The sequence below is a fragment of the Pseudomonas sp. MWU13-2100 genome (assembly GCF_023242365.1).
Taxonomy (GTDB): domain Bacteria; phylum Pseudomonadota; class Gammaproteobacteria; order Pseudomonadales; family Pseudomonadaceae; genus Aquipseudomonas.
On the sequence record NZ_JALLIX010000011.1, the window covers coordinates 91,465 to 104,891 of the forward strand.

Annotated in this window: 12 protein-coding genes; 8 read left to right on the forward strand and 4 right to left on the reverse strand. The window is 61.9% G+C overall.

The features are described 5' to 3' along the window. Nucleotides 1-110 precede the first annotated feature (110 nt). Nucleotides 111-1,085, forward strand: a complete 975-nt coding sequence (locus tag M5B99_RS10305; RefSeq protein WP_248795302.1) for a serine/threonine protein kinase — start codon at nt 111-113, stop codon at nt 1,083-1,085. Nucleotides 1,086-1,327: 242 nt separating this feature from the next. Further along, nucleotides 1,328-2,215, forward strand: a complete 888-nt coding sequence (gene rarD, locus M5B99_RS10310; RefSeq protein WP_248803931.1) for an EamA family transporter RarD — start codon at nt 1,328-1,330, stop codon at nt 2,213-2,215. Nucleotides 2,216-2,431: 216 nt separating this feature from the next. On the opposite strand, the gene M5B99_RS10315 is transcribed toward rarD, so the two are convergent. Next, a complete protein-coding gene (locus M5B99_RS10315) occupies nt 2,432-2,953 on the reverse strand; it encodes a glycine cleavage system protein R (protein WP_248803932.1) in 522 nt (173 codons plus the stop codon). Between the two features lie 420 nt (nt 2,954-3,373). On the opposite strand from M5B99_RS10315, the gene M5B99_RS10320 reads away from it, so the two are divergent. Next, nucleotides 3,374-5,551 carry a malate synthase G gene (locus M5B99_RS10320; RefSeq protein WP_248803933.1) on the forward strand — a complete coding sequence of 726 codons (2,178 nt, stop codon included), beginning with the start codon at nt 3,374-3,376 and terminating at the stop codon, nt 5,549-5,551. A gap of 100 nt (nt 5,552-5,651) precedes the next feature. On the opposite strand, the gene M5B99_RS10325 is transcribed toward M5B99_RS10320, so the two are convergent. Further along, nucleotides 5,652-6,095 (reverse strand): response regulator, encoded by a 444-nt coding sequence (locus M5B99_RS10325; protein ID WP_248803934.1) that lies wholly within the window; start codon nt 6,093-6,095, stop codon nt 5,652-5,654. Nucleotides 6,096-6,346: 251 nt separating this feature from the next. Here M5B99_RS10325 and M5B99_RS10330 point away from each other — a divergent pair, with 251 nt between their 5' ends. Both M5B99_RS10330 and M5B99_RS10335 read left to right on the forward strand, forming a co-directional pair. Continuing rightward, nucleotides 6,347-8,281, forward strand: coding sequence for a putative nucleotidyltransferase substrate binding domain-containing protein (locus tag M5B99_RS10330; protein ID WP_248803935.1), 1,935 nt, complete (start codon nt 6,347-6,349; stop codon nt 8,279-8,281). Further along, nucleotides 8,278-8,985, forward strand: a complete 708-nt coding sequence (locus M5B99_RS10335; protein ID WP_248803936.1) for a PolC-type DNA polymerase III — start codon at nt 8,278-8,280, stop codon at nt 8,983-8,985. The genes M5B99_RS10330 and M5B99_RS10335 overlap by 4 nt, the downstream gene beginning before the upstream one ends. Nucleotides 8,986-9,406: 421 nt before the next feature. Here M5B99_RS10335 and M5B99_RS10340 read toward each other — a convergent pair whose 3' ends face one another. Then, nucleotides 9,407-9,907, reverse strand: a complete 501-nt coding sequence (locus tag M5B99_RS10340) for an ATP-dependent zinc protease (RefSeq protein WP_248803937.1) — start codon at nt 9,905-9,907, stop codon at nt 9,407-9,409. A 175-nt stretch (nt 9,908-10,082) separates the two neighbouring features. Here M5B99_RS10340 and M5B99_RS10345 point away from each other — a divergent pair, with 175 nt between their 5' ends. Together M5B99_RS10345 and M5B99_RS10350 are read left to right on the forward strand one after the other, a co-directional pair. After that, on the forward strand, nt 10,083-11,159 hold the full coding sequence (locus tag M5B99_RS10345) for an RHS repeat-associated core domain-containing protein (RefSeq protein WP_248803938.1): 1,077 nt from the start codon (nt 10,083-10,085) through the stop codon (nt 11,157-11,159). Between the two features lie 127 nt (nt 11,160-11,286). Beyond that, complete coding sequence (locus tag M5B99_RS10350; protein ID WP_248803939.1) at nt 11,287-12,201, forward strand: acyltransferase; 915 nt, start codon at nt 11,287-11,289, stop codon at nt 12,199-12,201. Between the two features lie 179 nt (nt 12,202-12,380). On the opposite strand, the gene M5B99_RS10355 is transcribed toward M5B99_RS10350, so the two are convergent. Then, complete coding sequence (locus tag M5B99_RS10355) at nt 12,381-12,923, reverse strand: DUF2780 domain-containing protein (protein WP_248803940.1); 543 nt, start codon at nt 12,921-12,923, stop codon at nt 12,381-12,383. A 219-nt stretch (nt 12,924-13,142) separates the two neighbouring features. Here M5B99_RS10355 and M5B99_RS10360 point away from each other — a divergent pair, with 219 nt between their 5' ends. Next, entirely contained in the window at nt 13,143-13,391 is a 249-nt protein-coding gene (locus tag M5B99_RS10360) for a hypothetical protein (RefSeq protein WP_248803941.1), read from the forward strand. Nucleotides 13,392-13,427: the final 36 nt, after the last annotated feature.

Below are 13,427 nucleotides of genomic sequence, written 5' to 3' on the forward strand. Positions count from 1 at the left end.
TGGGAGCGGAGCTTGCCCGCGAAGAGGCCGGAACAGCCGACACCTTTCTACGCCCCGGTGCGCTAACATGCTTGGCCGGACGCGGCCGCCTGCCGCCCGCAGGAGTCAGCATGTCCCACCCGTTTGAAACACTCACCCCCGACCTGGTGCTCGACGCCGTGGAAAGCATCGGCTTTCTCAGTGATGCCCGGGTCATGGCGCTCAACAGCTACGAAAACCGTGTCTATCAGGTGGGCATCGAAGACAGCGAACCGCTGATCGCCAAGTTCTACCGCCCGCAGCGCTGGACCAACGAGGCCATTCTCGAGGAACACAGCTTCACCTTCGAGCTGGCCGAGCGCGAAATCCCCGTCGTCGCCCCGATGATCCACAACGGCGCAAGCCTGTTCGAACACGCCGGCTTTCGCTTCACCTTGTTCCCCCGGCGTGGCGGCCGGGCACCGGAGCCGGGCAATCTCGACCAACTCTATCGCCTTGGGCAACTGCTCGGCCGCCTGCACGCCGTGGGCGCCACCCGTCCGTTCGAACACCGCGAAGCGCTGGGCGTGAAGAACTTCGGCGACGACTCGCTGACCACCCTGCTGGAAGGTAACTTCATTCCCCGCAGCCTGCTGCCGGCCTATGAGTCCGTGGCCCGCGACCTGCTCAAGCGGGTAAAACAGGTCTACGCCGAGACCCCGCACCAGAACATCCGCATTCACGGCGATTGCCACCCCGGCAACATGATGTGCCGCGACGAGATGTTCCACATCGTCGACCTCGATGACTGCCGCATGGGCCCGGCGGTGCAGGACCTGTGGATGATGCTCGCCGGCGATCGCCAGGAATGCCTCGGCCAGCTGTCGGAACTGATGGACGGCTACAGCGAATTCCACGACTTCAATCCCCGCGAACTGGCGCTGATCGAGCCCCTGCGCGCCCTGCGCCTGATGCACTACAGCGCCTGGCTGGCACGGCGCTGGGACGACCCGGCGTTTCCCCATAGCTTCCCGTGGTTCGGCAGCGAGCGTTACTGGGGCGATCAGGTCCTGGCCTTGCGCGAGCAACTTTCCGCATTGAATGAAGAACCGCTGAAATTATTCTGACGGTTGTGGCAGGATTTAGCGGCGGCGGCGTCTGAAAGGACGCCATCGCGAGCAAGCGCGCTCCTACAAGAGCGCGTTTGTTTGCCAAGGGTCTGCCACCCTCCCGACGCGCCCGGAACCCGCGTTCCACACGGCCCGTGTAGGAGCTGGCTTGCCAGCGACAGGGCCCTCAGCCTCACCGCATCAACCAAGACCAGCGCATCAACACCCAAATCAGTCAGCAGCCGAAGCAAGGACTCTGCATGCAAGCCGCCAACCCGCGTCGCGGGTACATCCTCGGCCTCAGCGCCTACATCATCTGGGGCCTGTTCCCGATCTACTTCAAAGCCATCGCCGCCGTACCGGCCGTCGAGATCATCATCCACCGCGTGCTCTGGTCCGCCCTGTTCGGCAGCCTGCTGCTACTGGTCTGGAAACACCCGGGCTGGTGGCGCGAACTGCGCGACAATCCGCGCCGCCTGGCGGTCCTGGCCCTGAGCGGGACCCTGATCGCCGCCAACTGGCTGACCTACGTCTGGTCGGTGAATAACGGGCGCATGCTCGAAGCCAGCCTGGGCTACTACATCAATCCGCTGGTCAACGTGCTGCTGGGCATGCTGCTGCTGGGCGAACGCCTGCGCCGCCTGCAATGGATCGCCGTCGGCCTGGCCGCCGTGGGCGTGGCGCAGCAGGTCTGGCAGGTCGGCAGCCTGCCCTGGGTCTCGCTGGTGCTGGCACTGACCTTCGGCTTCTACGGGCTGATCCGCAAACAGGCACCGGTCAAGGCCCTGCCGGGGCTGGTGGTGGAAACCTGGATGCTGGTGCCCATCGCCCTCGGCTGGCTGTTGCTGCACCCGCTCGCCACCAGCGCCCAGGCCGAATTCTGGACCACCTCGCAAGCCTGGTGGCTGATCGCCGCCGGCCCGGTCACGCTGATCCCGCTGGTGAGCTTCAACGCGGCGGCGCGTCATCTGCCCTACACCACCCTGGGTTTCCTGCAATACATCGCGCCAACCCTGGTGCTGCTACTGGCCGTGCTGCTGTACGACGAACACCTGACCGCCAGCAACCTGATGGCCTTCGTGTTTATCTGGACCGGATTGGCGGTGTACAGCGTCGACGCCTGGCTCAGCCTGCGCAAGCGAAGCTGATCAAAAAACACACAAAATCCTGCAAGCCTTGCTCCACCTGGGCTGTAGGCTTCTACCCCAAGGTTATCCACAAGCCGGTCCACGGCGTTTGTGCACAAGCCCTTGAAACTGCTCGTTTTTTGCTCAAACCTTGGAAAGCCCCGGCCGGCCTGGCCGGGCGCCGGCTCTCCCCAGGTTATCCACAGGCCCGTCCCCGTTAAAACTGGATAACCCGCCTCACTCTTCGTCGCCGCGCAACATCAACTCCACCATCAGTTCGTCGGCCAGGGTTTCCAGGCACGACTGCAAGGCTTCCAGCGGCAGCTCCAGGGGCACCGCCAGGATTGCCTCGGCATGGAACAGCAGGTCGCCGCTCATCGGCGCGGGGCTGACATCGGTCACCAGTTGCTCCAGGTTGATGCCCTGCTCAGTCAGCAGGCGGGTGATATCCCGCACAATGCCCGGGCGATCATTGCCCACCAGCTCCATCGCGATGGGTTTCCACTGGCCGGGGGTTTCGCCACTACCGGGAATCACCTGGACCTGAATACCCTGGCTGGCGAGTGCCTGGAGCGCCCTGATCAACGCATCATGGGCCTGGGCCGGCGCCTCGACCCGGACAATCCCGACAAACTGCCCGGCCAGGCCCGACATACGGCTTTCCAGCCAGTTGCCGCCGTGCTCGGCGATACACAGGGCAATCTGTTCGACCTGGCCGGCCTTGTCGGGTGCGAATACAGTCAGTACGAGATGGTCCACGGGATAGCCCTCTGGTTGGTTGATCCAGTATAGGCACGACCATTACCAGCCGCCGTGCGGCCGTCCGTGATAAGCCCACAAACAAGAATCGTGTACGATTTTTATATTTATCTGGAACAATTCATATATTTCTTGAGAACATCAACGCCCGTAGCATGACCAGCCAGAACCCGCTGGTCGCGAAACGACGTATTTAGTCTAATTTTCACAACCCCGACGCATCATGTAGTATGCGCCAGCACGCACTACATAATGTCGCAACGATGTCTGCCCGAGTGCCTGCGAAAGCACGCCAAGCCCTGCCCGCTCGCGTTGGCGGGGCTCGCCCAGCCGCCTGCAAGGGCATGTTCTGGTACTGTGTTTAGAGAAGCGCGCAAGGCTTTAAATAGAAGTGAATAGCTGAGCAGAGTGAGGCAAGCAATGACTGAACACGTTCAAGTCGGTGGCCTTAAGGTCGCCAAAGTCCTGTTCGACTTCGTGAACCACGAAGCCATTCCCGGTACCGGCCTGACCGCCGACCAGTTCTGGGCCGGTGCCGACAAGGTCATCCACGACCTGGCGCCGAAGAACCGAGCCCTACTCGCCAAACGCGATGATTTCCAGGCGCGCATCGACGCCTGGCACCAGTCCCGGGCCGGTCAGGCCCACGACGCCGTGGCTTACAAAGCCTTCCTGCAAGACATTGGTTATCTGCTGCCAGAAGCGGCGGATTTCCAAGCCACTACCCAGAATGTCGACGACGAAATCGCCCGCATGGCCGGCCCGCAGCTGGTGGTGCCGGTGATGAACGCGCGTTTCGCCCTCAACGCCTCGAACGCCCGCTGGGGTTCGCTGTATGACGCGCTCTATGGCACCGATGCCATCAGCGAGGCCGGCGGCGCGGAAAAAGGCAAAAGCTACAACAAGGTCCGTGGCGACAAGGTCATCGCCTTCGCCCGCGCCTTCCTCGACGAAGCCGCGCCCCTGGCGGCCGGCTCCCACGTCGATTCGGTGGGCTACAAGATTGTCGACGGCAAGCTGGTGGTCAGCCTCAAGGGCGGTACCAACAGCGGCCTGCGCAACGACGCCCAGTTGATCGGTTTCCAAGGCGAGGCCGCAGCCCCTGGCGCGATCCTGCTGAAGAACCACGGACTGCACTTCGAAATCCAGATCGACGCCAGCAGCCCGGTCGGCCAGACCGACGCCGCCGGCGTCAAGGACCTGCTGATGGAAGCGGCCCTGACCACCATCATGGACTGCGAAGACTCGGTCGCCGCCGTCGATGCCGATGACAAGGTGGTGATCTACCGCAACTGGCTCGGCCTGATGAAGGGCGACCTGGCGGAACAAGTCGCCAAGGGCGGCACCACCTTCACCCGCACCATGAACGCCGACCGCACCTACACCGCCGTCGACGGCAGCGAACTGAGCCTGCACGGTCGCTCGTTGCTGTTCGTGCGCAACGTCGGTCACCTGATGACCATCGACGCGATCCTCGACAGCCACGGCAACGAAGTCCCCGAAGGCATCCTCGACGGCCTGCTCACCAGCCTCGCGGCGATCCACAGCCTCAACGGCAACAGCGTGCGCAAGAACAGCCGCACCGGCTCGGTCTATATCGTCAAGCCGAAGATGCACGGCCCGGAAGAAGCCGCGTTCACCAACGAGCTGTTCGGCCGTATCGAAGACGTCCTGAAACTGCCGCGCAACACCCTGAAAGTCGGGATCATGGACGAAGAGCGACGCACCACCGTCAACCTGAAAGCCTGCATCAAGGCCGCCAGCGAGCGCGTGGTGTTCATCAACACCGGCTTCCTCGACCGTACCGGCGACGAGATCCACACCTCCATGGAGGCCGGCGCGATGGTGCGCAAGGCGGCCATGAAGACGGAGAAATGGATCGGCGCCTACGAGAACTGGAACGTCGATATCGGTTTGAGCACCGGCCTGCAAGGTCGCGCCCAGATCGGCAAGGGCATGTGGGCCATGCCCGACCTGATGGCAGCGATGCTCGAACAGAAGATCGCCCATCCACTGGCCGGGGCCAATACCGCCTGGGTGCCGTCGCCCACCGCCGCCGCGTTGCACGCGCTGCATTACCACAAGGTCGACGTGTTCGCCCGCCAGGCCGAACTGGCCAAGCGCGCGCGGGCTTCGCTCGACGATATCCTGACCATCCCGTTGGCGAGCAATACCGACTGGTCGGCCGAGGACATCCGCAACGAACTGGACAACAATGCCCAGGGCATCCTCGGCTATGTGGTGCGTTGGATCGACCAGGGTGTCGGTTGCTCGAAGGTGCCGGACATCCATGATGTCGGCCTGATGGAAGACCGCGCCACCCTGCGCATTTCCAGCCAGCACATCGCCAACTGGCTGCGCCATGGCGTGGTCACCCAGGACCAGGTCATGGAAAGCCTCAAGCGCATGGCCCCGGTAGTCGATCGGCAGAACGCCGGTGATGCGCTGTACCGCCCGCTGGCCCCGGACTTCGACAGCAACATCGCCTTCCAGGCGGCGGTCGAGCTGGTGATCGAAGGGACCAAACAGCCCAACGGCTACACCGAGCCGGTACTGCACCGTCGGCGTCGCGAGTTCAAGGCCCGCAACGGCCTGTAATTGCGCGCTGAAAACCAAAAGCCCTGATCGGCAACGATCAGGGCTTTTTTCATTCCGGACACTGTACCTGTGGGAGCCGGCTTGCTGGCTCCCACAAGGGCTAAACCACCATTCCCAGTTCGCGCTTGACCAGCTTCAGCAACTGCTCGGTATCGATGGGTTTGAGCAGGAAATCCACCACACTCAAATGCATCGCATCAATGGCATCACGCACCTGCGCATTGCCGGACACAATGATGATCGGCAGTGCCGCCCGCTCCGAACCACGCACCTTGCGGATCAGGTCCAGCCCATTATCGGCCATGCGCAAATCAGTGATCAGCAAGCCGATGCCGCGGTTGGACTCCAGCAACGCAAAGGCCGCCGCGCCACTGGCGGCGGTCACACAGTGGATGTCGTGCAGGGCGAGAATTTCCGACAGCAGTTCTCGGGCATCCTGGTCGTCATCGACGATCAGGACCCGCTGATTCGACAATTGCGGCGCCTGCATCACCTGCAGAATGGCCTCGCGCTCGGCATCGCTTAAAATATCGTGGTCAGACATACGGCTCTCTGGTATCCCTTCGGCAATCCAATCCCCTGGCACAGTGCTAAGACATCGCTAAACGGATGCTCAATGTGCACTTCGTCGGAAAGTTTTCCAAGTCGATATTTGTTAAGAATCTCCTTATTCAACTGTAGGCCATTTCGCAAACCTAGACTTACGTCCAATGGGCACTCGCGAAGCGGGAGCCGACCATGGGTGAAACGGCGATTCCTAGCGCCCATAACAACGGACAAAAAGCGATAGCGGTCATGAGCAAAGCGGATGCCTTCACCCTGGCCGGGAAGACCGCGGTGTTGCAAAACATCCACGGTACCTTGCAGTTCCTGCAGAGATTCCCGCCCTTCAACCAGATGGAGAACGCCCATCTGGCCTATCTGGTCGAGCAGTGCCAGCTGCGTTTCTACGGCACTGGCGAAAGCATCATCAAGCCTGCCGACGGGCCGGTGGAGCACTTCTATATCGTCAAACAGGGCCGCGTGGTCGGTGAACGCCCGTACACCGCCAAGGACGGCAGCGAAACCGTCTTCGAAATCACCAGCGGCGAGTGTTTCCCCCTGGCGGCGCTGTTGGGCGAGCGGGCCACCCGAACCGAACACCTGGCCGGCGAAGATACCTTCTGCCTGCAATTGAACAAAGCCGCGTTCATCAAACTGTTCTCGTCCTCCGAGGCCTTTCGCAACTTTGCCCTGCGCAGCGTCAGCAGCCTGCTCGACCTGATCAACCAGCAGGTCCAGCGCAAAGCCGTGGAAACCCTCGGCACCCAATACTCGCTCAATAGCCGCCTGGGCGAATTAGCAATGCGCCACCCCGTGACCTGCAGTCCGGGCACGCCGCTGCGCGAAGCGGTGAGCCAGATGCACGAGCAACAGGTCGGCAGCATCGTGGTGGTCGATGAGGCCAAGGCCCCGATCGGCATCTTCACCCTGCGCGACCTGCGCCAGGTGGTGGCCGATGGCGTCCAGGACTTCAGCCAGCCCATCGACCGGCACATGACCCAGGCGCCCTTTGCCCTGACTCCCGACCACAGCGCCTTCGACGCCGCGATTGCCATGACCGAACGGCACATCGCCCACGTTTGCCTGGTCAAGGAACAGCGCCTGTGCGGCGTGGTCTCCGAACGCGACCTGTTTTCCCTGCAGCGGGTCGACCTGGTGCACCTGGCGCGCACCATCCGCAGCGCCCCACGCCTGGACAGCCTGATCGCCATTCGTGGCGAGATCGGCCAGTTGGTGGAGCGCATGTTGGCCCATGGTGCGTCATCGACCCAGATCACCCAGATCATCACTCTGCTCAACGACCACAGCGTCTGCCGGGTCATCGAGCTGACCCTGGCCGACAAGGGCGACCCGGGCGTGCCGTTCAGTTGGCTGTGCTTCGGTAGCGAAGGCCGTCGCGAACAGACGCTGTACACCGACCAGGACAACGGCATCCTGTTCGAGGCCCGCGACGCCGCCCAGGCCGCTGAGATTCGCGGCAAGCTGCTGCCCCTGGCGCAGCAGATCAACCAGAACCTGGCGCTGTGCGGCTTCAGCCTGTGCAAGGGCAACATCATGGCCGGCAACCCCAAGCTGTGCCTGTCGCGGGCCGAATGGGCGCGGCTCTTCGCTGCCTTTATTCGCGAAGCCACCCCGGAAAACCTGCTGGCATCGAGCATCTATTTCGACCTGCGGGTGGTCTGGGGTGATGAGCAGGGCTGTGAACAACTGCGCCAGGGCATCCTCGAGCAAGTCGCCGACAACCGGCTGTTCCAGCGCATGATGGCTGACAACGCCCTGCGCCAGCGCCCGCCGGTGGGGCGTTTGCGCGAATTCGTGCTGAGCCGCAACGGCGGCGACAAAGCCACCCTGGACCTGAAAGTCCAGGGGCTGACCCCCTTCGTCGACGGCGCCCGCCTGCTGGCGTTGGCCAATGGCGTCGAGGCCAGCAATACCCTCGAACGCCTGCGCCAGCTGGTGGCCAAGGACGTGATCGAACGCCTCGACGGCGCGGCTTATGAAGAGGCCTATCACTTTATCCAGCAGACCCGCTTGCAGCAGCATCAACTGCAAACCCGGCACAATCTGCCGTATTCCAATCGGGTCGATCCGGACAGCCTCAACCAGTTGGACCGGCGCATCCTGCGTGAAGCCCTGCGCCAGGCGCAACGCCTGCAAAGCAGCCTGGCCCTGCGGTATCAGCTATGAAGCTGTTTTCCTGGCTGAAAGCCAGCAAACCGACATTGGATACCGCGACACTGACACGGCTCGGGCAGTTGCCCACCGCCCAGCCCCTGGACGAGCGCTCCCTGCGGGAGCAGCGCTGGATTGTCGTCGACCTGGAAACCAGCGGCCTGAACCTGAACCGCGACCAGGTGCTGTCCATCGGCGCGGTGGTCATCGAAGACGGCGCCATCGACCTGGGACAATGCTTCGAACGGACCTTGCTACGCCCCGGGCAGAGCGTCAATCCCAGCGTACTGATCCATGGCCTCGGCCCGAGTGCGCTGGCCGCCGGCAGCGACCCGGCACAGGCGTTGCTGGCGTTCATGGAGTTCGTCGGCGACAGCCCGCTGCTGGCGTTCCATGCGCCTTTCGACCAGCACATGCTCGCGCGCGCCCTGAAAGACAGCCTCGGTTACCGCTTGCAACATCCGTTTTTCGACGTTGCCGATATGGCGCCATTGCTGTGCCCACGGGCGACCTTGCGCGAAGCCGGGCTGGACGACTGGATCGAGTATTTCAAGCTGCAGGTGGAAGATCGGCATAACGCCAGCGCCGATGCCCTGGCCACCGCCGAGCTGGCGCTGATCCTGTTCAGCCGGGCGCGGCAGCAGCAAATCCACAGCCCGTTGAGCCTGCAACAGCGCCTGGGCCAGTGGAAACGTCGCCAGCAGAGCCCCTCCTTCTAGAGACGGCCACATCCCCTTGTAGGAGCCCGGCTTGCCGGCGATGGCGACCGCATGGACGGAGCAAAACTCAAGGGCCTCTTCGCGGGCAAGCACCGCTCCCACCGTTTTATGTCGTACACAAAATCGGTGAACAGCAGCAGACTGTGGGAGCGGAGCTTGCCCGCGAAGCTCTTGGCGGCCTTTCCCCCTCCCCGACCCGGCATAGGAGAACCGCCACCGCCTTACACACGGCACGACGAACTGCCTCCGCCCTACTCACGCCCCACAGGGTCGTCGCCCTCAACCCAGACGCGACGCCTCCTCCAGTTCCTCCACGCCCGCCATTAAAGCCAGGCCTGCCCCGACCAGAAACGACTCAGGATAGAGTCCGGAGGAGTTAGTAAAAGCGACTATCGTCTTCACCTACGCTGCTTGGCAAACATCAGCAACCCGGTTTGTCCGCCGTATAACGCCGCGCCGGGTTCACCGCCGCACCGAATTCGCGCAGGGCCTTGGCGCCGATCAGCAGCGGGTAGTTGAAGCTGCTGCGGTTGGTCAGGTTGACCTCCACGCTGCGCTTGACGTTACCCAGACACATCTCCAGTTCCACCACCGGGCGCTTGCTCGGGTCGGCGGCTTCGCCGTCCTCGTCTTCCTCGGTACGGGTCTTGATCTTGCTGATCCGCGCAACCTTGTGCTCATAGACCTTGCCGTCGGCATCGGCCGTGCCCAGGCGGAAACGTACCCAGTCCTCGCCGTCACGCTTGAACAGCTCGATATCCTTGGCCGACAGCGAGGCGGTCAGAGCACCGGTGTCCATCTTGGCCTTGAAGGTCTGACCGATTTCCGGTAACCGGATGTATTCGTAACGACCATACAAAGTCGGCTCCGCGGCCATGACCGGCAGGGCCAACAACGACAACAGGACAAGAACGGATTTCACGGGACACTTCCTTTTCGGTAGGCACGAACATAACTGCGCGCCAGTTTAGACCGACATTTGGGTATTGGTTCGCTCTGGTCGAGGGTGAACCTGTTATTTCTATCAGTACCGGACACTGGCGATATATTTCATACTCCAAGTCACATCGAGACCCGAGCATGATAGGAGCCCCGCGATGAGCACTCCCCCTGCCAGGCTACTTTGCAGCTACGCCTACGACCCGCTGGATCGCCTGACCGGCCATAGCCTTCAAGGCCAAGCGGGTCAACGTTTCTACCAGAAAAGACGACTGGTCACTGAGATACAGGGGCGGACTCGACTCAGCGTATTTCAGTATGACGACTACCTACTGGCGCAACGCAAACAAGACACCGATGGCGTCGACAACCAATTGCTGGCCGTCGATGGCCAACGCTCGGTGTTGCATAGCCTGGGTCCTGGCGCACATCAGGCAACGAAGTACTTGCCCTATGGCTACTCGCTGGAAAACGCTTTGCTAGGTTTCAATGGCGAGCGACCAGAACCGGCGACCGGGCATTACTTGCTCGGTATGGGTTACCGCGCATTCAACCCGATGCTGATGCGCTTCAATAGCCCAGACAGCCTGAGCCCATTTGGCTCGGGAGGGTTGAATGCCTATGCTTACTGCCAAGGAGATCCGATCAACAGAAGTGATCCAACCGGACATTTTCCAATGTGGCCTAGAAGCAATGGCCTGATAAGGCCGCCGGCGATCATCCCCCGACGACCGCCTCCCAGAGTGCCTATCATGGAGACACCACCGCCACTGCCTCCCCGAGACACCGCACCGCCACTGCCTCCTCGAAACACCGCGCCGCCACTGCCACCTCGAAGTGAGCGACGTACACCATCGAACAGTGACTGGCCGCCAGGAGCGGTTCAAACAGGCACCAATACCCTGGCCGTCCCCGTCCCCGGAGATCCAGACAGCATGATGTTCTACTCCATATCAGAAAGGGCTTGGACCACTCCTCAGAACGCAGCCCCGTCAGCCAGCAGGCGAAGACACATTCAGCTATCACCCTCATCATCGCAGTCCGACACCGGGAGACTGCCGATAAATCGCGTGCGACAGATATCTGGCAGCGATATGGATCAACCTCCATCTTATAATGAACTACCACCGAGCTACGACGAGGCCCTGACCAAGCTCAGCCCATCAGATCCTTACTACCAAACATCACTCCGTACGCGAGTCAGTGAACAACTCGAAAGTATTCGAAAAAACTAGCCCTATCGCCGAATTGCCGCCCTATCAAACGGCCAGAACAACGCTTCACCCTTGGCAACCCCGGATTTGGCGTCTGCCCGCGCCGCCTTTATCATGGCGCGCCCTCACGCTTTGAAAGAGTCCCTGTATGCGCCGCCTGCTCACCGGCAGTTTCGTCACGTTCCTGCTTTTGCTCAACACGCTGGTACTGTTCGGCCCGCTGATGCTCTTCGCCCTGCTCAAGCTGCTGCTGCCGGGTCGCCTGCGCGACTACGCCAGCGCGGCGGTGATGTGGATCGCCGAAACCTGGGCCGAGATCGACAAGCAGATCTTCGCCCTGTGTATCCCTACCCGCTGGGATATTCGCGGCGCCGAAGGCCTGCGCCGCGACACTTCGTACCTGGTGGTCTGCAACCATCAATCCTGGGTCGATATCCCGGCGCTGATCCAGACGCTCAACCGGCACACGCCGTTCTTCAAGTTCTTCCTCAAGAAAGAACTGATCTGGGTGCCGTTCCTCGGCCTGGCCTGGTGGGCGCTCGACTACCCGTTCATGAAGCGCTACTCCAAGGCCTTCCTCGACAAGCATCCGGAACTCAAGGGCCATGACCTGGAAATCACCCAGGCCGCCTGCGAGTTGTTCAAGCGCCAGCCGGTGACCGTGGTCAACTACCTGGAAGGCACCCGCTTCAGCCCGGCCAAGCGCCAGGCGCAGGATTCGCCCTTCACTCACCTGCTCAAGCCCAAGGCCGGCGGCGTGGCCTTCGTGCTGGCGGCCATGGGCGAACAGCTGGACGCGATCCTCGACGTCACCGTGGTTTATCCACAAGAACGGATCCCGGGGTTCTGGGATTTGATCAGCGGCAACCTGCCCAAGGTCATCATCGACTTCCAGACCCGCGACTTGAGCGCGGACCTGTGGCAAGGCGACTACGAGAACGACCCGCTGTTTCGCCAGCGGATCCAGGACTGGGTCAACCAACTCTGGAACGAGAAAGACCAGCGCATCGCGGCCTTGCGCAGCGAGAGCGAGTCGACAGCCCCGTTTGACCTGCACCTGTAGGAGCCGGCTTGCCGGCGATGAGGCCCTTGAGTCTTACGCTGCCTGTTCGGACGCCATCGCCGGCAAGCCGGCTGCCACAAAATCGCGGCCCAGCGCAAAAATAGCGTTGCGCCCATACAAAAAAACGCATCGAACAGTTTGAACCGTTCGATGCGTTTTTATTCGGGCCCGATGTTTGATCAGCTACCGGCCCCCCAGATGCCGCCCAGGCTCTTGAGCAACGGGCCGCCGACGCCCTGCTGCCCCAGGTATTGCAGGATCACCGGGGCAAACTGGCCAACCATGCCGCTGTCCATGCCCAGGGCACCGAAGGCCTTGTTCAGGTCATTGGTGTTCTGCACATTGCTCAGCGCACTGACCACCGCCGACGAACTCTCCGACTGGCCGAGCAAACCGCCGAGGCCGGACAAGGCGCCGTCGCCCGACAGTTGGTCGAGCCCCGGCACGCTATGGCTCAACTGCGAATAATCGTTGCTGCTGAGTTTGTTCTTCGCCAGGCCGAGCATTGCACCGGTGCCACCCACCGCCTGTTCCGGGGTGACATGCAGTTTCGAGCCCAGGGCGCTGAGCAAGCCGCCGACCGGTGCCGCCGCATCGCCATTCTGGCCACCCTGCATGGACGAGACCGCATTGGCCGCATCGTTCAGGCTGAACGCCGCGAACACCGGGGTAGCGGCGAATGCCATGAGCGAAGCCAGTACAACACCGCGAGAAATCTTCATTGCCACACCTCGAAGTCAACAAAACCACCCGCCAGCAGGAACGGGCGCTGAACACTTGCCGTTGGAGTCAAAAAAACCGGACTTGTTCCGCGCTTACCGAATCCTCCCACCGCGCCGGTAAAAAATCTACGGCCGTTGCATCCGATCCTTGATCCGCTACGTATATGGAGCACGGACAGAACTCCCTGACCGACTTCATACCGACAAGGACCCCTCATCATGAAACGCACTTCGATCAAAGTCCCCCTGATTGCCAGCTTGCTGACCCTCGCGTTGTCCGGTGGCCTGACCCAGGCGGCCGGCATGAGCATGGACCACGGCAGTGTGTTGGTCGGCGGGCAGAGCATGCTGCCGAGCAAGGACATCGTCGATAACGCGGTCAACTCCGCCGATCACACCACCTATGACGTGATGCAATCCAACGGCGTGATCCAGGTGATCGACAAGGTGCTGCCGCCCAAAAGCTGATCCAGTCTTACCACCGCTCTACTGTAGGAACCGGCT